The organism is Cupriavidus sp. 30B13 (assembly GCF_049059565.2).
GTDB lineage: Bacteria > Pseudomonadota > Gammaproteobacteria > Burkholderiales > Burkholderiaceae > Cupriavidus.
In genome coordinates this window covers 1,024,109-1,045,068 of record NZ_CP188224.1, presented here as the reverse complement: position 1 = coordinate 1,045,068, position 20,960 = coordinate 1,024,109, and the positions used below count along the sequence as shown (strand labels likewise).

14 protein-coding genes are annotated in these 20,960 nt (G+C 69.8%); 10 read left to right on the top strand and 4 right to left on the bottom strand.

Annotated elements, in window-relative coordinates; translation table 11 throughout:
* The first annotated feature begins 94 nt into the window (after positions 1 to 94).
* The 5 genes from ACKI2N_RS23970 to ACKI2N_RS23950 all read left to right on the top strand — a co-directional run bounded on the left by ACKI2N_RS23970 (position 95) and on the right by ACKI2N_RS23950 (position 7,461).
* Positions 95 to 2,404, top strand: a complete 2,310-nt coding sequence (locus ACKI2N_RS23970; RefSeq protein WP_426990941.1) for an NADP-dependent malic enzyme — start codon at positions 95 to 97, stop codon at positions 2,402 to 2,404.
* Positions 2,405 to 2,420: 16 nt separating this feature from the next.
* The gene (locus ACKI2N_RS23965) at positions 2,421 to 3,116 is read left to right on the top strand and encodes an HAD family hydrolase (protein ID WP_420998213.1); all 696 of its coding nucleotides are present in this window, start codon (positions 2,421 to 2,423) and stop codon (positions 3,114 to 3,116) included.
* A gap of 269 nt (positions 3,117 to 3,385) precedes the next feature.
* Positions 3,386 to 4,468 (top strand): enolase C-terminal domain-like protein, encoded by a 1,083-nt coding sequence (locus ACKI2N_RS23960; protein WP_420998215.1) that lies wholly within the window; start codon positions 3,386 to 3,388, stop codon positions 4,466 to 4,468.
* A 113-nt stretch (positions 4,469 to 4,581) separates the two neighbouring features.
* Positions 4,582 to 5,631, top strand: coding sequence for a carbon-nitrogen hydrolase family protein (locus tag ACKI2N_RS23955; protein WP_420998216.1), 1,050 nt, complete (start codon positions 4,582 to 4,584; stop codon positions 5,629 to 5,631).
* Between the two features lie 147 nt (positions 5,632 to 5,778).
* A complete protein-coding gene (locus ACKI2N_RS23950) occupies positions 5,779 to 7,461 on the top strand; it encodes an L-lactate permease (protein ID WP_420998217.1) in 1,683 nt (560 codons plus the stop codon).
* Here ACKI2N_RS23950 and ACKI2N_RS23945 read toward each other — a convergent pair.
* From ACKI2N_RS23945 to ACKI2N_RS23935, 3 genes are all read right to left on the bottom strand, one after another.
* Positions 7,412 to 8,392 (bottom strand): LysR substrate-binding domain-containing protein, encoded by a 981-nt coding sequence (locus tag ACKI2N_RS23945; RefSeq protein WP_420998218.1) that lies wholly within the window; start codon positions 8,390 to 8,392, stop codon positions 7,412 to 7,414. The genes ACKI2N_RS23950 and ACKI2N_RS23945 overlap by 50 nt on opposite strands.
* A gap of 112 nt (positions 8,393 to 8,504) precedes the next feature.
* Positions 8,505 to 11,552, bottom strand: a complete 3,048-nt coding sequence (locus ACKI2N_RS23940; RefSeq protein WP_420998219.1) for an FAD-binding and (Fe-S)-binding domain-containing protein — start codon at positions 11,550 to 11,552, stop codon at positions 8,505 to 8,507.
* Between the two features lie 243 nt (positions 11,553 to 11,795).
* Positions 11,796 to 13,010 carry a pyridoxal-phosphate-dependent aminotransferase family protein gene (locus tag ACKI2N_RS23935; protein ID WP_420998220.1) on the bottom strand — a complete coding sequence of 405 codons (1,215 nt, stop codon included), beginning with the start codon at positions 13,008 to 13,010 and terminating at the stop codon, positions 11,796 to 11,798.
* Positions 13,011 to 13,235: 225 nt separating this feature from the next.
* Here ACKI2N_RS23935 and ACKI2N_RS23930 point away from each other — a divergent pair, with 225 nt between their 5' ends.
* The 4 genes from ACKI2N_RS23930 (at position 13,236) to ACKI2N_RS23915 (ending at position 18,908) form a co-directional block, all read left to right on the top strand.
* Positions 13,236 to 13,955 (top strand): GntR family transcriptional regulator, encoded by a 720-nt coding sequence (locus tag ACKI2N_RS23930; RefSeq protein ID WP_420998221.1) that lies wholly within the window; start codon positions 13,236 to 13,238, stop codon positions 13,953 to 13,955.
* Between the two features lie 233 nt (positions 13,956 to 14,188).
* Positions 14,189 to 15,388 carry an efflux RND transporter periplasmic adaptor subunit gene (locus ACKI2N_RS23925; protein ID WP_420998223.1) on the top strand — a complete coding sequence of 400 codons (1,200 nt, stop codon included), beginning with the start codon at positions 14,189 to 14,191 and terminating at the stop codon, positions 15,386 to 15,388.
* Positions 15,382 to 17,439 carry a MacB family efflux pump subunit gene (locus tag ACKI2N_RS23920; protein WP_420998224.1) on the top strand — a complete coding sequence of 686 codons (2,058 nt, stop codon included), beginning with the start codon at positions 15,382 to 15,384 and terminating at the stop codon, positions 17,437 to 17,439. The genes ACKI2N_RS23925 and ACKI2N_RS23920 overlap by 7 nt, the downstream gene beginning before the upstream one ends.
* 44 nt (positions 17,440 to 17,483) lie before the next feature.
* Positions 17,484 to 18,908 (top strand): efflux transporter outer membrane subunit, encoded by a 1,425-nt coding sequence (locus ACKI2N_RS23915; protein WP_420998225.1) that lies wholly within the window; start codon positions 17,484 to 17,486, stop codon positions 18,906 to 18,908.
* A gap of 27 nt (positions 18,909 to 18,935) precedes the next feature.
* On the opposite strand, the gene ACKI2N_RS23910 is transcribed toward ACKI2N_RS23915, so the two are convergent.
* Positions 18,936 to 19,457 (bottom strand): hypothetical protein, encoded by a 522-nt coding sequence (locus tag ACKI2N_RS23910; protein ID WP_420998226.1) that lies wholly within the window; start codon positions 19,455 to 19,457, stop codon positions 18,936 to 18,938.
* 385 nt (positions 19,458 to 19,842) lie between these two features.
* Here ACKI2N_RS23910 and ACKI2N_RS23905 point away from each other — a divergent pair, with 385 nt between their 5' ends.
* Positions 19,843 to 20,904, top strand: a complete 1,062-nt coding sequence (locus ACKI2N_RS23905) for a porin (protein WP_420998227.1) — start codon at positions 19,843 to 19,845, stop codon at positions 20,902 to 20,904.
* Positions 20,905 to 20,960: the final 56 nt, after the last annotated feature.

The window sequence follows — 20,960 nt, the reverse complement described above, 5'->3', positions numbered from 1 at the left end:
GGATACTTGGTGCCATCGACCGGCACCGCCGGCGGCCCGCCGGTGTTCCGCCGGCGTTCCGCATCCGGCTATCGCCTCCTTTCCGCCTTCCGCAATGTCCGAAGAAAATCCCTCCAGCCAGAACCCCAGCCGCGACGCCTTCCGCCAGGCGGCGCTCGAGTACCACGAATTTCCCACGCGCGGCAAGATCTCGGTCACGCCGACCAAGCCGATGTCCAACCAGCATGACCTGGCGCTGGCCTACTCCCCCGGCGTGGCCGCGGCCTGCGAGGAGATCGTGGCCGATGCGGCCAACTCGTTCCGCTACACCGCGCGCGGCAACCTGGTCGGCGTGATCACCAACGGCACCGCCGTGCTGGGCCTGGGCGACATCGGCCCGGCCGCCTCCAAGCCCGTCATGGAAGGCAAGGCCGGCCTGTTCAAGAAGTTCGCCGGCATCGACGTGTTCGACATCGAGATCGACGAGAAGGACCCCGAGAAGCTGGTCGAGATCATCGCCTCGCTCGAGCCCACCTTCGGCGGCATCAACCTCGAGGACATCAAGGCCCCCGAGTGCTTCTACGTCGAGCGCAAGCTGCGCGAGCGCATGAAGATCCCCGTCTTCCACGACGACCAGCACGGCACCGCCATCGTGGTGGGCGCGGCCGTCATCAACGGCCTCAAGGTGGTCGGCAAGGACATCGGCGAGGTCAAGCTGGTGGCCTCGGGCGCCGGCGCGGCCGCGCTGGCCTGCCTGGACCTGCTGCTGGACCTGGGCATGAAGCTCGAGAACATCTGGGTGACCGACCTGGCCGGCGTGGTCTACGAGGGCCGCACCGAGCTGATGGACCCGGAGAAGGCGCGCTTCGCGCAGAAGACCGACAAGCGCAAGCTGGCCGAGGTCATCGACGGGGCCGACATCTTCCTGGGCGTGTCCGCCGCCGGCGTGCTCAAGCAGGACATGGTGCAGCGCATGGCCGAGCGCCCGCTGGTGCTGGCGCTGGCCAACCCCAACCCGGAAATCATGCCGGAGCTGGTCAAGGAAGTGCGCCCGGACGCGGTGATCGCCACCGGCCGCACCGACTACCCGAACCAGGTCAACAACGTCCTGTGCTTCCCGTTCATCTTCCGCGGCGCGCTGGACTGCGGCGCGACCACCATCACGCGCGAGATGGAAGTGGCCGCCGCGCACGCGGTGGCGGAGCTGGCCCGCCAGGAGCAGAGCGACATCGTCGCCACCGCCTACGGCATCCAGGACCTGTCGTTCGGCCCCGAATATCTGATCCCCAAGCCGTTCGACCCGCGCCTGATCGTCAAGATCGCCCCGGCCGTGGCCGAGGCGGCGATGCAGTCCGGCGTGGCCGCGCGCCCGATCGCCGACATGGACGCGTACCGCCTGCAGCTGCAGCAGTTCGTCTACCACTCGGGCACGCTGATGAAGCCGATCTACGCGGCCGCGCGCCAGGTCGACATGGAGAAGAAGCGCATCGTCTTCGCCGAGGGCGAGGAAGAGCGCGTGCTGCGCGCGGTGCAGGTGATCGTCGACGAGAAGCTGGCCAACCCGATCCTGATCGGCCGCCCGGCGGTGATCGCGCACCGCATCGAGCGCTTCGGCCTGCGCCTGCGCGGCGGGGTGGACTTCACCGTGGTCAACCCGGAAAACGACCCGCGCTTCCGCGACTACTCCGAGGCCTACTTCAAGATGATGGCGCGCCAGGGCGTGACCCAGCAGTATGCCAAGCTGGAAATGCGCCGGCGCACCACGCTGATCGGCGCGATGCTGGTCAAGAAGGGCGAGGCCGACGGCATGGTGTGCGGCACGGTCAGCACCACGGCGGCGCACCTGCGCTACATCGACCAGGTGCTGGGCGGCACCAACGAGGTGTACGCGGCGATGAACGGGCTGGTGCTGCCGGGGCGGCAGATCTTCCTGGTGGACACGCACGTGAACGTGGACCCGACCGCGTGCCAGCTGGCGGAGATCACCATCATGGCGGCCGAGGAGCTCAAGCGCTTCGGCATCGAGCCGAAGGTGGCGCTGGTGTCGCACTCGAACTTCGGCACCTCGGAGGCGGCCTCGGCGCAGAAGATGCGCGAAACGCTGGCGATCCTGCGCGAACGGGCGCCGGAGCTGGAGGTGGACGGCGAGATGCACGGGGACTGCGCGCTGGACCCGAAGCTGCGCGAGCAGCTGGTGCCGGACGGCACGCTCAAGGGCGAGGCGAACCTGCTGGTGTGCCCGAACATCGACGCGGCCAACATCTCGTACAACCTGCTGAAGGTGGCGGCGGGCAACAACGTGGCGATCGGGCCGATCCTGCTGGGGGTCAAGGCGCCGGTGCACATCCTCACGCCGTCGGCCACGGTGCGCCGCATCGTCAATATGACGGCGCTGGTGGTGGTGGATGCGGCGGCCAAGCGCTAAGCCGCGGCCATACACGATGCAGGCGCAGGCAACCACCGGCACCGCACCGCAAGGCGCCGCCGTCTTCGACCTCGACGGCACGCTGATCGATGCCGCGGCGGACATCGCCGCAGCGCTCGCGCCCGCGCTGGGGGCGCGCGGCCTCGCGCCGCTGGCGCTGGACGAGGCCACCTCGCTGCTCGGCGATGGCCTGCACGTGTTCGCCCGCCGCGCCTTCGCGCTGCGCGCGGCGGAAATCACGCGCACGGAAGAGAACCGCTTCGTCGAGCGCTACCTGCGCACGCCGATCGACCAGACCCGCCTCTACCCGGGCGTGGAGGCCACGCTGCACCGGCTGCGCCGGGACGGATGGAAGCTGGCCGTGTGCACCAACAAGGTCGAAGCGGCGGCGGTGGACATCCTCGCGCAGCTCGGCATCCTGCCGCTGTTCGAGGCGGTCTGCGGCGGCGACACCGTGCCGGCCTGCAAGCCGGCCCCGGTCCACCTGGCGGAAACCATCCGGCGCGCCGGCCTGCGGGCCGTGCCGGCCGTGATGATCGGCGACAACCCGGCCGACGTGCTGGTGGCCGCGGCCTGCGGCATTCCGGCGGTCTTCGCGCAATGGGGATATGGACGCCTCGGCGCGCTGCAGGGCACGTGCGCGGTTGCCGCGCGCTTCGAAGACCTGCCGGCGCTGCTCGGCGCCGCCCGGGCGCCGCATCCGGCCGGTTGAACCCGCTCGCGCCCACGGCGCGGAAAGCCGGCGTTCATTTTCCTGGCCGTCAATCGCCGATTGAATGGCGACCGGCGAGCATCGATCGGCCATTACGAAGCCATTAAGAGGCCATTAAGAAGCCCCCGAAAGACCCATCAATTTTTCGTGAAATACTTTCACGGCATCACCCGGCTCGAAACTCGTTTGCCCGAAGCATACTTTCATGGCTTCGAACAAAAGGCGCGCTCCATCAGCGCCACCGAGTCCATCAACGAGCAGAGTGAGACATGTCAGATTCCCCGCAAATCAGCGGCTTCCAGGTCCGCCCGGTAGTCGTGCCGCTCAACCCGCCGCTGCGCACCGCCAGCGGCGTCATGGCCAAGGCCCCGCTGGTGCTGGTCGACATCACGACCAATGCCGGCGTGACCGGCAGCGCCTACATCTTCACCTATACGCCGGTGGTCCTGCAGGGCGTGGCCGAGGTGCTCAGGAACCTGCTGCCGCAGCTTGAGTCCGCCGCGCTGGCGCCGCGGGCGAACATGGCGGAGCTGCGCCGCAAGCTCGTGCTGATCGGCACGCCGGGCCTGCTCGACATGGCCCTGGCGGCCATCGACATGGCGCTGTGGGACGCGCATGCGCGCTTCCTGAACGCGCCGCTGTCGCGCGTGCTCGGCGGCACGCCGTCCCGCACGCTGGCCTACGCCAGCTTCGGCATGGAGCGCCCCGAGGATGCCCGGCCCCTGATCGCGCGGGCGCTGGAGGCCGGCTTCAGGGCAATCAAGATCAAGATCGGCTACCCGACGCTGGCCGAAGACCTGCAGGCGGTGCGCGCCGCGCGCGCGCTGACCGGCGGCGACGCGAGCCTGATGATCGACTACAACCAGTCGCTCTCCGTTCCCGAGGCGATCCGCCGCTGCCAGGCGCTCGACGACGAAGGCCTGGCGTGGATCGAGGAACCCACGCGCTGCGACGATTTCGCGGGCCACGCCCGCATCGCCGAGGCGGTCAGGACGCCGCTGCAGCTCGGCGAGAACCTCTACGGACCGCGCGAGGTCTGCCGCAGCATCGGCCAGCGCTGCTCCGACCTGATGATGCTCGACCTGATGAAGGTCGGCGGCATCTCCGGCTGGATGGACGCGGCCGGCATCTGCGCCGCGGCCGGCGTGCCGGTCTCCAACCACTTCTTCCAGGAAGCCAGCGCGCACCTGCTCGGCGTCACCCCGACCGCGCACTACCTCGAATACTTCGGCATCGCGGACGCCGTGCTCGCCGACACGCTCGAGGTGGTCGACGGCCATGCCGTGCCGAGCCAGCGCCCGGGCATCGGCATCCACTGGAACGAGGCGGCCGTGCGGCGCTTCGCCATCTGATCCCCGCGCAACGCTCCCTGACAGCTTCGCCTGACGAATTCCCTGACAACTTCGCCTGCCGAGCAGGCGGCTCTTTGCCGGAAACGGCTTTCCTACCGGAGACAAACCTCAAAATGAAAACCTACCCGAAATTCAAGGCCGCGGCCTGCCATGCCGCGCCCGTCTACTTCGACACGCCGGCCACGGTGGAAAAGGCATGCGCCTGGATTGCCGAAGCCGCGCGCAACGGCGCCGAGCTGATCGCCTTCCCGGAAGCGTTCATTTCCTCGTTCCCGGTCTGGTCCGGCGTCTGGGCGCCGGTCGACGTGCATGAGTTCTTCGTCAAGCTGGCGTCGTCGGCGGTCGAGGTGAACGGCCCGGAAATCCGCCAGATCCGCGACTGCGCCCGGCGCCACGGCGTGTTCGTCTCGCTCGGCATCAACGAAGGCACGCCGACCAGCCCGGCCTGCATCTGGGACACCAACGTCCTGATCGGCGACAACGGCGCGATCCTCAACGCGCACCGCAAGCTGGTCCCGACCTACTGGGAAAAGCTGACGTGGACTCCGGGCGACGGCAACGGCCTGCGCGTGTCGGACACCCGCATCGGCCGCATCGGCGCGCTGGTCTGCGGCGAGAACACCAACGCGCTGGCGCGCTTCACGCTGCTGGCGCAGGGCGAGAACGTCCACGTCTCGTCGTTCTCGCCGCGCTGGCCGACCAACCCGCCGGGCGAGGCCGGCTACGACCTGGAGGCGGCGATCCGCCTGCGCGCCGGCGCGCATGCCTTCGAGGGCAAGCTGTTCAATATCGTGGCCTCGGGCTTCCTGCCGCCGGAGGCCATCGACATGATCAGCCGCGACAACCTGCGCGCGCGCCAGTTGCTGGAGGAATCGCCCAAGAGCGTGTCGATGATCCTCGGCCCGGACGGCCAGCCCATCAGCGAGGTGATCCGCGATGAGGAAGGCATCGTCTACGCGGACATCGACCTGGCCAAGTGCGTGGTGCCCAAGCAGTTCCAGGACGTGGTGGGCTACTACAACCGCTTCGACGTGTTCCAGCTGAAGGTCAACCGCCGCGCGCTCGCGCCGGTCGAGTTCTCGTCCCACGCCGAGGAGCGCACGCTGGGCGCGGACGAGGACGATCTCGACGACGTCATCGACAACGCATCGCTGCGCGCCTGATTCCCTCCCCGGCTCCGGGCGGCCCATGCGCCGGCCGGAGCCATGGCGGAGCGCCCGCTGCGCCGATGCCCGCCATTCATCCCCCCGGCAAAGTATCGAAGCCATATCGATTCGGCCACACACATAAAAATCCGAAGGAGACAAAACATGCCTTGGAGTCAAATCTATGACCCCTTGGGGAATCCCCTATTCTCGACGCTGGTTGCCGCCATCCCCGTCGTGGTCCTGCTGGCGGCGCTGGCGTTCTTCCATGTGCAGGCGCACCTGGCCGCCGGCCTGGCCCTGATCGCGGGCGGCATCGTCGCATGCACGGTGTTCGGCATGCCGGCCAGCGTGGCCGGCAAGGCCGCCGCCTACGACATCGCGTCGGGGCTGTTCCCGATCGGCTGGATCGTGCTCAACATCATCTTCCTGCACCGGCTCACCACGCAGAACGGCTATTTCAAGGCGCTCCAGCATTCCATCTCGGGCGTCACGGAGGACAAGCGCATCCAGCTCCTGCTGGTCGCCTTCTGCTTCGGCGCGTTCTTCGAGGGCGCCGCGGGCTTCGGCACGCCGGTCGCGGTGACGGGCGCCATCCTGATCGGCTTCGGCTTCTCGCCGCTGGCCGCGTCGGGCCTGGCGCTGATCGCCAATACCGCGCCGGTCGCGTTCGGCGCGCTGGGCTCGCCGGTGCTCGCGCTGGCCTCCGTGACCGGGCTGGACCTGCTGCAGCTCTCGGCCATGATCGGGCGCCAGTTGCCGTTCTTTTCCGTGCTGGTGCCGTTCTGGCTGATCTGGGCCTTCGCCGGCTACCGCGGCATGAAGGAAATCTGGCCCGCCATCCTGGTGGCCGGCGTCAGCTTCGCCGTGCCGCAGTACGTGGTGTCGAACTTCCACGGCCCGTGGCTGGTGGACGTCATCTCGTCGCTGGTGTCGATGGGCTGCCTGACGCTGTTCATGCGGGTATGGCGGCCGCGCACGATCTGGACCTCCACCAAGCTCAAGAAGCACCACGACGACTCGCACGTGGAGAACCACGACGCGCCGGCCGCGGCCGCCGGCACGGCCGGCGCGGCGGCGGGCACCGTCTCCGCGGCCAGGGCGTGGATGCCGTGGGTCATCCTCACCGTGTCGGTCTTCCTGTGGGGCGTGCCGCAGGTCAAGAAGGCGCTCGATGCGCTGTGGGCGTGGAAGTACAGCATTCCCGGCCTAGACAAGATGGTGCTGAAGATGCCGCCGGTGGTGGCCACCCCGGTCGCGGAATCGGCCACGTTCGCGTTCAACATCCTGTCGATGGCCGGCACCGGCATCCTGGTTGCATCGCTCGCCGGCGGTCTGCTGATGGGCTACTCGCTGCCGCGGCTGTTCCGGGAATACCTGCGCACCATCCACCTGGTGCGCTACTCGCTGCTGACCATCTGCGCGATGTTCGGCGTGGGCTACCTGACCAAGTACTCCGGGCTCGACGCCACGCTGGGCCTTGCCTTCGCGCATACCGGCGTGCTCTACCCGCTGTTCGGCACCATGCTCGGCTGGCTCGGCGTGGCGCTGACGGGGTCGGACACCGCCGCCAACGTGCTGTTCGGCGGCTTGCAGAAAACCACGGCCGAGCAGCTTGGCCTGTCGCCGTATCTGATGGCGGCGGCCAACAGCTCGGGCGGCGTGATGGGCAAGATGATCGATGCGCAGTCGATCGTGGTGGCGTCCACGGCGACCAAATGGTACGGGCACGAAGGCGACATCCTGCGCTACGTGTTCTTCCATTCGCTGGCGCTGGCGGTGCTGGTCGGCCTGTTCATCACGCTGCAGGCCTACGTTCCGCCGTTCGTCCACATGGTGATCCACTAGCGCGCCGCGGGCCCGCCGCACCGAGGCGGCGGGCCCGCGCCGATGCCGGCGGCTTGCCGAGGATCTCCGTCATCCAGCGCACGAAGGTCATGACGTCGCCGTCTTCCTCGCAGTCCGGCGGATAGGTGATGTAGTACGCGTAGATCGAGCGCACCTCGATCTCGAACAGCGGCACCAGCACGCCGGAGCCGAGCCAGCTCTGCGCCATGCGCCTGCGCGCCAGCGCCACGCCCTGCCCGTTCACGGCGGCTTCCAGCATCAGCCCCAGGTCCACGAACTGCACGCCGGTGGCGGGCTCCGGCCAGTCCAGGCCGGCCGCCACCAGCCACGGGCGCCACGGTTCCAGCGGGCAGCGCAGCAGGCGCGCGGCGGACAACGCATCCGGCGCGGGGAATGGCCCGACCTCGCGCAGGTAGGCCGGGCTGCAGACCGGAAAGACCGGCTCGTCCAGGATCTTGACCGCCTCGATGCCGGGGTAATTGCCGTTGCCGAAGCGGATCTCGACGTCCGCGTTCTCGGACTTCAGGCCCACCAGCGGCACGGAAAGCTGCAGGATCAGTTCGATGTCGGGATGGTCGGCCTGGAACGTGGCCAGATGCGGCACCAGCACCTGCCGCGCGAACGTCGGCGGCGCGGCCACCCGCAGTTGCCGGACCTCGCCGGCGAAGCGCTGCCGCGCGCCGTAGTGGCTGAGCGCGGACAGCGCCTCCTTGACGACTTCGAGATACTCCGAGCCCCGCGCGGTCAGGGTGAAGCCGCCTTGCGCGGAGTTGAACAGCTCGATGCCCATGATGTCTTCGAGCTGGCGGATGCGGTGGCTGATCGCGCTCGGCGTCACGCACAGTTCCTGCGCGGCCAGGGTCCCGCTGCGCAGCCGCGCCACCGCCTCGAACGCCATCAGGCACTGCAATGGGGGAACTCTGTAAGCCATGCGCGCTACTCTTTTCCGATGGCCCGATGCCTCGGCCGGGTCTCCGGCATCGATGATACAGGATCGCTATCGGGGGCAAAGCGGCGCAAACCCGCGCCGCCTTGCCTGGCGCTCAGCCGCCGCCGAGCATCGCCTCGGCCTCGAAATCGAGCGCCGCCGCCAGCACGCAGGCCACGTGCACCGCGTCGGCGCCGGCGCCGTCGTGGATCTGGTGGCGGCAGCTGGTGCCGTCGGCCACCACGATGGTGCCGGCCCCGGCCTGGCGCACCGCCGGCAGCAGCGACAGCTCCGCCATCGCCCGGGAGGCCTCGTAGTGCTCGGCTTCATAGCCGAAACTGCCGGCCATGCCGCAGCAGGACGATTCGACGATCTCGAGCTCCAGCCCGGGGATCCACTTGAGCACGGCCTGCACCGGGCGGAAAGCGTCGAAGGCCTTCTGGTGGCAGTGGCCGTGCACGAGCGCCTTGCCGCCGGGCAGCGCCTTGAGCTTGAGATCGCAGCGGCCGGCCTGCTGCTCGCGCAGCAGGAACTCCTCGAACAGCAGCGCCGAGCCGGCCAGCTTGCGCGCCTCGTCGCCGAACCCGTAGTTCAGGAACTCGTCGCGCAGCGACAGCAGGCAGGACGGCTCCAGCCCGACCACCGGCACGCCGGCGTCGACGTAGGGCTTGAGCGCGTCGAGCGCCCGCCTGGCCTCGGCCCGTGCTTCGTCGACGAGGCCGGCCGCGAGGAAGGTCCGGCCGCAGCACAGCGGCTTGCCGCCGGGCTGCACGCTGTAGTGCACGTCGTATCCGGCGGCGCGCAGCACCATCTCCGCCGCGCGCGCGTTGCCCGGCTCCATGTAGTTGTTGAAGGTGTCCACGAACAACAGCACCGACCTGGGCCCGAGCGGCTTGCCGCCGGCCTTGCGGCTGCCGTCGAGGAAAGCGCTGTCGAAGCGCGGCAGCGAGCGCTGCGGGGCAAAGCCGATGCGGCGCTTCATCCAGGACGACAGCAGCGGCACGCGGTCGAGCGCGTTGACCAGCGGCGCCAGCAGGCTGGCCGCCCGCGCATAGCGCGGCATGTACGCCACCATGCGCTCGCGCAGGCCGATGCCGTGGCGCTTGGCCCAGGCCGCGCGCGCCTCGATCTTGATCTTGGCCATGTCGACGCCGGTCGGGCAGTCGCGCTTGCAGCCCTTGCACGAGACGCAGAGATCGAGCACCTCCTTCACCTCGGCGCTGGCCAGGCCGTCGTCGCCGAGCTGGCCGGACAGCGCCAGGCGCAGCGTGTTGGCGCGCCCGCGCGTGACGTGCTTCTCGTCCTTGGTGACGCGGTAGCTCGGGCACATGGTGCCGGCGTCGAACTTGCGGCAGTGGCCGTTGTTGTTGCACATCTCCACCGCCTTGGCCAGCCCGTGCGCGGGATCGCCGCCGGTGCCCGGCGCCGTCTCGATGCCGGACAGCGGATCGCGCAGCACGTTCCAGGCCGACCAGTCGAGGCTGGGGGTCAGGTCGATGGCGCGGTACGCGGGCGGGAAGCGGAAGTGGCTGCTGTCGTCCATGCGCGGCGGCTGCACGATGCGGTCCGGGCTGAAGCGGTTGCCGGGATCGAACAGCGCCTTGATGTCGCGGAACGCCTGGTGGATCCTAGGCCCGTACTGCCACGCCACCCATTCGCCGCGGCACAGGCCGTCGCCGTGCTCGCCGGAAAACGCGCCCTTGTATTTGCGCACGAGTTCGGCGGCCTCCCCGGCGATCGCCCGCATCTTCGCCGCGCCGTCGCGCCGCATGTCCAGGATCGGGCGCACGTGCAGCGTGCCCACGCTCGCATGCGCGTACCACGTGCCTTCGGTGCCATGGCGGTGGAATACCTCGGTCAGCTGGCTGGTGTATTGCGCCAGGTGCTCCAGCGGCACGGCGCAGTCTTCGATGAAGGAGACCGGCTTGCCGTCGCCCTTCATGCTCATCATGATGTTCAGGCCCGCCTTGCGCACGTCCCACAGCGCCTTCTGCGCGCCGGCCTCCGCCATGCGCACCACCGCATCGGGCAGGCCGAGGTCGCCCATCAGCGACACGAGGTCGTCGAGCTTGTGCAGCAGCGCGCTGCGCTCGTCCCCGGCGAATTCCACCAGCAGGATTGCCTCCGGATTGCCGACCAGCGCTTTCTCGATGACCGGCCGGAAGGCCGGATTGCTCATGGACAGGCCGATCATCGTGCGGTCCACCAGCTCCACCGCCACCGGCCCCAGCTTGACGATGTGCTGGGTCATGTCCATGGCCTGGTAGAAGGTGGGGAAGTTCACCACCCCCAGCACCTTGTGCGCCGGCAGCGGCGACAGCCTGAGCGTCAACTGGCGGCTGTAGGCCAGCGTCCCCTCGGAGCCGACCAGGATGTGGGAGAGGTTGGGCAGGCCGTCGTCGGTATAGGCGCGCGGGTTCTGGCAATCGAAGATGTCGATGTTGTAGCCGCCCACGCGGCGCAGCACGCGGGGCATGCGCTCGGCGATCTCGCCGCGCTCGCGCGTGGCAATCTCGCGCAGGCCCGCGTAGATCTGCGCCGCGCGCCCGGCTGGCGGCGCCTGCTCGACCGGGCCGAACCGCAGCTGGCTGTCGTCGGCCAGGATGGCATCGATGGCGTGCACGTTGTGCACCATGTTGCCGTACTCGATCGAGCGCGAGCCGCACGAGTTGTTGCCCGCCATGCCGCCGATGGTGCACTGGGCGCCCGTGGAAACGTCCACCGGGAACCACAGCCCGTGCGGCTTGAGCCAGGCGTTCAGGTGGTCCAGCACGATGCCCGGCTCGACGGTGACGAGCCGGCGCGCGGGGTCGAAATCCACCACGTTGTTGAGCCACTTGCTGTTGTCGACGACGACCGCCTCGCCCACGGTCTGCCCGCACTGGCTGGTGCCGGCGCCGCGCGCCAGCAGCGGCGCGCCGGCGTCGCGCGCGATGCTCAGCGCGAGCGCCAGGTCGGCCTGGTCGCGCGGCACCACCACGCCGACCGGCAGGATCTGGTAGATGGACGCGTCGGTGGCATAGCGCGCGCGGCTGGCGCCGTCGAACAGGACGTCCCCCCTGAGCTCCTTGCGCAGGCGGCGCGCCAGCGGGCTGCCGGAGCCCACGGCGGAAGGGACGAGGTGGACAGGCTTGACTAGTGGAGACAGGTATTCGGTTTTCATGATCATCTCGCGTCCCATGCCGTTCGATACCGCTCGATACCGTTCGATGCCGCTTCATGCCGCTCCATGCAGACGCAGCGCAGCCCCTGGCCCGGCAGCATCCCGGCGACCGGGCTCATGGTTGTCTCTCGGGGAAATCCGCGCCTCGGGCCGGACCGGGGCCGGCCACTCGGCACGCTTTCCGTTGCTTTTTTTGTTTTTTGCCATCCGGGCAGGCGACCGCGGCCGCTGCCCGCCGTGCCGTCAGCCCTTGGCCAGCGCCGGCACCGCCTGGTCGGCAAGGTAGTCCAGCGCCGCGCCCACGCCGCTGCGCTCGAGCTTGACGCCGGAGATCTTCAGGCCCATCTCGCAGCCCGCCAGCGCCGCCATCAGCGTCAGGTCGTTGCAGTCGCCCAGATGCCCGATGCGGAACATCAGCCCGCGCAGCTTGCCCAGGCCGGCGCCGAGCGAGATGTCGAAGCGCTCGTAGGTGGCGCGCCGCACCATGTCGGCGTCCACGCCGGGCGGCATCATCACGCCGGTCAGCACCGGGCTGTACACCTGCGGGTCCAGGCACTGGATCTCCAGCCCCCACGCGCGCACCGCGCGGCGCGCGGCTTCGCCGAGCCGCTGGTGGCGGGCAAAGACGTTGTCCAGCCCCTCGGCCAGGATCATGTCGATGGCCTCGGACAGACCGTACAGCAGGTTGGTGTTCGGCGTGTACGGCCAGTAGCCGGTCTTGTTCATCTCCAGGATCTCCGACCAGCCGAAGAATGCCTTCGGCAGCCTGGATTGCCTGCTGGCTTCGATGGCCTTCGGCGACAGCGCGTTGAAGCTGATGCCGGGCGGCAGCATCAGCCCCTTCTGCGAGCCGGAGATGGTCACGTCGACGCCCCACTCGTCATGGCGGTAGTCGGCCGAAGCCAGGCTGCTGATGGTGTCGACCATCAGCAGCGCCGGGTGCCGCGCGGCGTCGATGGCCTCGCGCACGGCCGCGATGTTCGAGGTCACGCCCGTGGAGGTTTCGTTGTGGACCACGCACACCGCCTTGATCGCGTGCGCGGTGTCGGCCTCGAGGCGCTCCTGGATCATCTGCGCGTTCACGCCGCGCCGCCAGCCCTCGATGCCGGGCAGGCCCAGGAACTCCGGCTCGAGGCCGAGGTTGCGCGCCATCTTGTCCCACAGCGTGGCGAAATGCCCGGTCTCGTACATCAGCACCTTGTCGCCGGCGCTGAGCGTGTTGGTCAGCGCCGCTTCCCAGGCGCCGGTGCCGGAGGCGGGATAGATGATGACCGGGTGCCGGGTCTTGAAGATGGTCTTGATGCCTTCCAGCACCTTCAGGCCGAGCGCGCCGAATTCCGGCCCGCGGTGATCGATGGTGGGATAGCTGATGGCGCGCAGGATGCGGTCGGGCACGGGGCTGGGACCGGGAATCTGCAGGAAATGGCGGCCGGCGGGGTGGAAGTCCAGCTTGAGCATTGCGTTCTCCTCTCTGATGAATCGCTCTGGTAGATCGCTCCGATGAAGCGAAATGAATTTTGAATACAATCTAGCAGAACACCCCCTTAAAATCCGGCAACTTCCCTTGAAGTTTTCTCAATCTCGCTTGAGCGCGGATTTCGCCTTATTTCCGTTAGAATTTTTTCAAAAGAAATCGGAGAAAACCGCAATGCAGACGGCATCGTCTTTTTCACCCATGCGGCCATGCCGCCGCCGCGCAAGGTGACGCACGCCATCCTTCACGACACCGTGGTCGCGCACCTGCGCCGGTGCATTGTCGAGGGCGCGCTCGCGCCGGGCCAGAAGCTCAACGAGCGCGAATTGTGCGAAGTCATCGGCGTCTCCCGCACGCCGCTGCGCGAAGCGATGAAGGTGCTGTCGGCGGAAGGCCTGGTCGAGCTCTCGCAGAACCGCGGCGCCTCGGTCGCCACCATGTCGGCGGACGAGATCGACGATGCGTTCGAGTTGCTGGGCGGCCTGGAAGCCTTTGCCGGCGAGCTGGCCTGCCAGCGCATCACCGACGCCGAAGTGGCGGAAATCCGGGCGCTGCACGCCGGCATGCTGGCCTGCCGCATGCGCAACGACCTGGCCGGCTACTACGGGCGCAACCAGGAAATCCACGACCGCATCAACGCGGCGGCGCGCAACGGCGAGCTGAGCCAGGCCTACGCGGCCGTCAACCGGCGGCTGCAGGCATTGCGGTTCCGCTCCAATCACCAGACGCCGAAGTGGGACAGCGCGATCCACGACCACAACGAGATGCTGCGCGCGCTCGAGGCGCGGGATGGCGCCAGGCTGGCGCAGCTATTGCGCGACCACCTGCGCAGCAAGCGAGATGCGGTGCTGCCCGGCGCCGCGGCGGCCGGCCCGGTGCCCGCGCCGCGCCACGCAAAGCGCCGGCCCGCGTCCGCCCGTCCGGGCTGACATGGCATGGCGCCCGCGCCGGCGCGGCGGCCGTGCCGGCGGGAAAACCGTCAAACCGACATAAATCTCCGGTCCAATTCCTTCCGGCCGGCCCGCGCCCGGAGCCGGCGCCCAGCCTGCCGGCCGAGCGCCTGCCGCCGCCGCGAGGCCGGCGGGACACCGCGCGGCCGCCGCCTGCCGCCGCGCTCGCGGTATGATTTGCGGTGCACAGGAACCGCCCCAATATCGATCGCATGAGAATCCCGTCTGTTTTGCAGCGTCCCGCCACGTTCGTGGTCTTGCTGGCGTGTCTCGGGCTGTTGCTGTGGTGGTGGCTGCTGCGCACCACCGAGGTGATCGAGACCGCACCGGTGGGCCGTGGCGACATCGAATCGAGCGTGACCGCGCTCGGCCTGCTGCAGCCGCGCAGCTATGTCGACGTGGGCGCGCAGGCGTCCGGCGCCATCCGCCGCATCCATGTCCAGCCCGGCGATGCCGTCAAGAAGGGCGAGCTGCTGGTGGAAATCGATCCCGCCGTGCAGCAGTCCCGCGTGGACGCCGACCGCGCCACGCTGGCCAGCCTGCGCGCCCAGCTGGCCGAACAGTACGCGCAGCGCGACCTCGCCCGCCAGCAATGGGAGCGCCAGCGCCACATGGCCGCCGACGGCTCCACCCGCGACGAAGACGTGCAGTCCGCCCAGGCCGCCCTGCGCGTGGCGCTGGCGCGCATCGACAACCTGCTGGCCCAGATCGACGGCGCCTCTTCCGCGCTCAAGGGCGACGAGGCCCAGCTGGGCTTCACCCGCATCTACGCGCCGATGAGCGGCACCGTGGTCACGCTCGACGCGCGCGAGGGCCAGACGCTCAACGCCACCTACCAGACCCCCAACATCCTGCGCATCGCCGACCTGTCCGCCATGACGGTGTGGACCGAGGTGTCCGAGGCCGACGTGCGCCGCGTGCGCCCCGGCATGCCGGTGTACTTCACCACGCTGGGCGTGCAGGACGGGCAGGGCAGCGCGCGGCGCTGGCGCGGCAAGGTGCGCCAGATCCTGCCGGCGCCGCCCACGCCGGCCGGCGCCGCGCCCGCCGCGACCACCGCCGGCGCGCCGCCCACGCCCGCCGGCAAGGTGGTGCTCTATACGGTGCTGTTCGACGTGGACAACGCCGACCGCGAGCTGATGCCGCAGATGAGCGCGCAGGTCTTCTTCGTGGCCGCCAGCGCGCGCAACGTGCTGGTGGCGCCACTGCCGGCGCTGCAGGCCGTGAGCGGCCAGCCCGGGCGCTATACCGCGCGGGTGCTCGACGCCCAGGGCAAGATCCTGGTGCGCGAGGTGGCCACCGGCGTGCGCGACCGCCTGAGCGCCGAAGTGCTGTCCGGCCTCAAGGAAGGCGAGCGCCTGGTCACCGGCGTGCGCTACGAGCGCGCCGCCGACGGGAGGTTCCGATGGTAGACCTGCTGGCGGAGGCGCGGCCCGAGGCGGCCGGCGCCCCCGCATCCGCGCCGGCCACGGCCAGCGGCGCACCGCCGCTGATCGCGCTGCGCGACGTGCGGCGCTCCTACGCCGGCACCGACGGCGGCCCGGCCACCGAGGTACTGCGCGGCGTCTCGCTCGACATCGGCCCCGGCGAGTTCGTGGCCATCGTCGGCGCCTCGGGCTCGGGCAAGTCCACGCTGATGCATATCCTGGGCTGCCTGGACCGGCCCAGCTCCGGGCAATACCGCTTCGCCGGCCAGGACATCGCGCGCTTCGACGCCGACCAGCTGGCCTGGCTGCGCCGCGAGGCCTTCGGCTTCGTGTTCCAGGGCTATCACCTGATCCGCACGCTCGACGCGCTGCGCAACGTGGAGATGCCGGCCGTCTACGCCGGCACGGGGGCGGACGCGCGCGAGCACCGCGCGCGCGCGCTGCTGGGCCGGCTGGGGCTGGCCGAGCGCGCCGGCCACCGGCCCGCGCAGTTGTCCGGCGGCCAGCAGCAGCGCGTGTCGATCGCGCGCGCGCTGATGAACGGCGGGCACATCATCCTGGCCGACGAGCCCACCGGCGCGCTCGACAGCAAGAGCGGCGCCGAGGTCGTGGCGCTGCTGCGCGAGCTGGCCGACGCCGGCCACACCGTGGTCCTCATCACGCACGACCGCGCGGTGGCGGCGCAGGCGCGGCGCATCATAGAGATCCGCGACGGCCAGATCGTGTCCGACACCGGCTGCGCCGCGCCGCCCGCGCAGGCCGCGCAGGCCGCTGCGCCGCCCTCGCCGCCTTCGCTCGACGCGCGCCGCTTCCCCGCCGCCATGGCCGCGGGCGTGGCCCACACCGCGCGCCCGTGGACCGAGATGCGCGAGGCCTACGCGGCGGCATGGAGCGTGATGTGGGCCAACCGCTTCCGCACCGCGCTCACGCTGCTGGGCATCATCATCGGCGTGGCCTCGGTCATCGTGATGCTGGCGGTGGGCGCCGGCACCCAGGAAAAGGTCATCGCCAAGATGGCAAGCTTCGGCACCAACCGCATGTACGTGGTGCCGGGCGGCGACAATGCGCGCGGCCCGGGCGGCGTGCTGACCGAGGCCGACGTGCCGGTCGCGCGGCAGGCCCCGCACGTGGCGGCGGCCATGCCGATGCTGCGCGGCAAGGTCACGCTGCGCGCCGGCAACCTGGACAGCTTCGTCAACGTGTGGGCCGTCACCACCGACGCGCAGCGCATCATGAACTGGAAGGCCGCGCGCGGCCTGTTCTTCAGCCAGGACGACGAGCGCAGCCTGGCCACCGTGCTGCTGCTGGGCAAGAAGACGCGCGAGCGCATGTTCGGCGACCAGAATCCGCTGGGCGCCTACGTGCTGGTCAACAACGTGCCGTTCCAGGTCATCGGCGAGCTGGAGGAAAAAGGCGCCACCTCGGGCGATTCGGACGACGACGACGTGATCTTGATGCCCTACTCCACCGGCAGCCGGCGCCTGCTCGGCACCACGCAGTTGTCTTGGATCTCGGTGCTGGTGGACAAGCTGGAGAACGCCGAGGATGCCGCGCGCGGCATCACCGAGGCGCTCGAGGCCAGCCACCGCGTGCGCGACTTCCGCGTCTACAACCGCGCGGCCTCGGTCAAGGCGCAGGAAGAGACCCAGCAGACCATGACGATGATGCTCGGGCTGGTGGCGGCGATCTCGCTGCTGGTGGGCGGCATCGGCGTGATGAACATCATGCTGGTGACGGTCAAGGAGCGCACGCGCGAGATCGGCATCCGCATGGCCACCGGCGCGCGCCAGCGCGACATCCAGCGCCAGTTCCTGACCGAGGCCATCACCGTGACGCTGGTCGGCGGCGTGGCCGGCGTGATCGCCGGGCTGGCCGTGGGTGCCGCGCTGATCCACTGGGACGTGCCGGTGGTCTTTTCGGTGCGGGCCATCCTCGGCGCGTTCGGGTGCGCGCTGGCCACCGGGCTGGTGTTCGGCTTCATGCCGGCGCGCCAGGCCGCGCGGCTGGACCCGGTCGAAGCGCTGGCCAGCGAATGAGGCGCCCGATGCAACCCCGCCCGCATACCCCGAAGCCTTCCCGCATGCGCCCTTCCATTCCGCGTGCGCCGGCCTGGCTGCTGGCGCTGGCGCTGGCCGGCTGCGCCACCCCGCCCCCCGGCGGCGTACCGCCGCTCGAGGTACCCGCCACGTGGCGCCATGACGCGGGCACCGCCGCCGACCCCGCCGGCCCGGACTGGTGGCGGCGCTTCGGCAGCAGCGAACTCGCCGACCTGGTGGGACAGGCCAGCACCGGCAGCTTCGACCTCGCCGCCGCCGCCGCGCGCGTGCGCCAGGCGCAGGCGCAGGCCCGCATCGCCGGCGCGCCGCTGTTGCCGGAAGTGAGCCTGAGCGCCACCGCGCAGCGGCTGCGCGAGCCGCAGGCGAGCGTCACCGGCTATTACACGGCCGAACTGTTCGCCAGCTACGAGATCGACCTGTGGGGCGGCAACGCCGCCGCGCGCGACTCGGCGCTGGCCACGCTGCAGAGCACCGCCCGCGCGCGCGACACCGTCGCGCTGACGCTGACGGCATCGGTGGCCGCCAGCTACCTGCAGGCGGCGGCGCTGCGCGAGCGCGTGGACATCGCGCAGCACAACCTCGCCACCGCCGAGCGCATCCTGGCGCTGGTGGCCTCGCGCGCCCGCGCCGGCGCCGCCACGCCGCTGGAACTGGCGCAGCAACGCGGGCTGGTCGCCACCCAGCGGCGGGACCTGGAACAGCGCCGGCAGCAGGCACGCAGCAGCCTGACCGCGCTGGCGATCCTGCTGGGCCGCCCGGTGCAGGGCTTCGACATCGCCGCCAGCACGCTCGACGGCATCGCCATGCCGGCCGTGGCCGCCGGCGTGCCCGCCAGCCTGATCGTGCACCGGCCCGACCTGGCCCAGGCCGAGCGCGCGCTCGCGGCCGCCAGCGCCGACATCGTGGCCGCGCGCGCCGCCATGCTGCCCTCGCTGACCCTGACCGCAGGCGCCGGCGTGGGCGCGGACCGGGTGCACGACCTGCTCGACACCTCGCTGTACAGCCTCGCCGCCGGCCTCGCCGCGCCGATCTTCAACGCCGGGCGCCTGGCCGCCGGGCGCGACTTCGCCATCGCGCGGCGCGAGGAACTGCTGGCCGCCTACCGCGGCGCCATCGTCAATGCCTTCGGCGACGTGGAAAACGCGCTCAACGCCGTCGACGGGCTGACGCGCCAGCGCGACGCGCAAGCCGAGGCGCTGGCGCAGGCGAGGGAAGCCGCCCGGCTGGCCGAGTCGCGCTACCGCGCCGGCGCCGAGACGCTGCTGACCGTGCTCGACGCCCAGCGCACGCTCTACGCGGCGCAGGACGACGCGGTGCAGCTGCACCTGGCGCAGTTGCAGGCCAGCGTGGGGCTGTTCCGGGCGCTGGGAGGGGGCTGGGAGGACAGCGCCGCCGCCGGCAGCGGTAGCCTGCTGTCGCGGGAAGCGAAACCGGGCGGGCGCGGCTGACCAACGCGGCGCCGGCGCCCGCCGCCATCACTTGCTGCGGTCGTGGCGGTCTCCGCCCAGCGGATCGACGATGATCATGGTGCGGTCGAGCACGCCGCGGTCGTCGAAGTAGATGCTGAAATGCGCCGGCAGGTAGCCGTTCGTGTACATCCGGTACGACCATGCCTCGCGCTTCATGAGCGGGTAGTACTCCACCGGCTCGCGCGGCAGGCCGAAGCGCTCGGCCACGTCCTGCTTGGTCCAGACGCCCGGCCTGGCTTCGTAGATTTCCTTCTCGGTCAGCATCTGGCGGAAATTCGTCAGCTTGCCGCCGGCGTCGAAGTCCGCGGCGTAGACCTCGTGCCCGAGCGGCTGCCGCGAGTAGATCCAGCGGCTGGTGCCGCCGGCGAGCCGATAGGTCTCGGTGGGCGCGCCGAACGTCTCGCGCACGGCACTTTCCGGGCTGCCGATCATCTTCTGCGCGGTCTGGACCGGTTCCAGCGACGCGCAGGCTGACAGCACGACCGCCGCCGCCAGCGCGGCCATCCATCCGGCTAACCGATATCGCATGAGCATTCTCCAACGTCGATGCAGCTGTGCGCCCGGGACACGGACGCATTCAGCATGGTTCCTCCACAGGCGGCTGCCCTGGGGCAGGTCGCATCATGAAATCCGTAATCATTATGGCACTTTGAAAGTACCCGCGAATTCTGAATCACGATTTTATTTTTTGCAAGACAAGCCCGCAATAAATGACACAGCCTGAAGTTCCGCCCCGCATCTGCAAGACATTATCTGCAAATCAATGCGCAGAGCTGCGCCAATCGCCCTGAATCCCGCCAGCAGCAAGGCACAGCGCCACTTGTCATGCTGACGCAATCCAAACGTAATGCCCCGCCCAATAAACTCCGGTTTCCATTTTCTATTTCAATAACTCACAAGCCGGAGAACAAGAATGAGGAAGAAAAAATCCGTCCGCCTTAAGCTGGCGCTGCTGTGCGCCGCGGCGGGCGCGGCGCCCGCGCAAGCCGGCGTCACGCTGTACGGCGTGGCCGATGTCGGCATCGAATACCTGTCCAACGCGGCGTCCAGGGGCAGCGAAGGCAGCGCGTACCGGCTCTCGTCCGGCAATATGTCCACCTCGCGCTGGGGCCTGCGCGGCACCGAAGACCTCGGCGGCGGCCTCAAGGCCGTGTTCGACCTGGAAAGCGGCTTCAACCTCGACGACGGCGCCCAGGGCAACCGGCTGTTCGACCGCAGCGCGGTCGTGGGCCTGGCCGGCGGCTTCGGCCAGGTCACTCTCGGCCGGCAGACCACCCCGCTGTACGACACCACCATCCGGCTCGACCCGATGGGCTTCGCGCCGCGCTACTCGCTGTTCCGCAGCGACGCGGTGCTGGCCGGGCGCGCCGACAACGCCATCAAGTACCGCCGCAGCTTCTCCGGCCTCACGGTCACCGCGCTGTACAGCTTCGGCCGCACCGGTGCCGGCGAAGTGCCCGGCGACAACAAGGTCGACCGCAGCTATGGCGGCAGCCTGTACTACGACAACGACACCTTCGCCGCCGGCCTGGTCTACGACGAGTACCAGGGCACTTCCGTCGCCACCCGCAACCAGAAGGACCGCCGCGTGGCCGCCGGCGCCGCCGTCGCGTTCGGGCCGGTCAGCCCCTACGCCGGCTTCCGCTGGCTGAACGGCAATGTCGGCGGCGAGGTCCGCTCCAACCTCTACTGGCTCGGCCTGCGCTACAAGGCAACGCCCGCGCTCTCGTTCTCGGGCGCGGCCTACTACACGGATTTCCGGAACAGCAACGCCGACCCGATGATGTTCGCCGCCTCGGCCGACTATGCCTTCTCCAAGCGCACCGACGTCTACTTCAACGCCGCCTTCGCGCGCAACCGGAACGGCTCGGGGCTTGGCCTGAACGGCTTCAACGCCACCACCGGCGCGCCGAACAGCGTCATCCCGGGCAGGAACCAGACCGGCGTGGTCGCCGGTATCCGCCATCGTTTCTGACGAGCGCACGCATATCGACGCTCTCCGCCAAAACGGGGGCTTTCGGCCATCGCGGC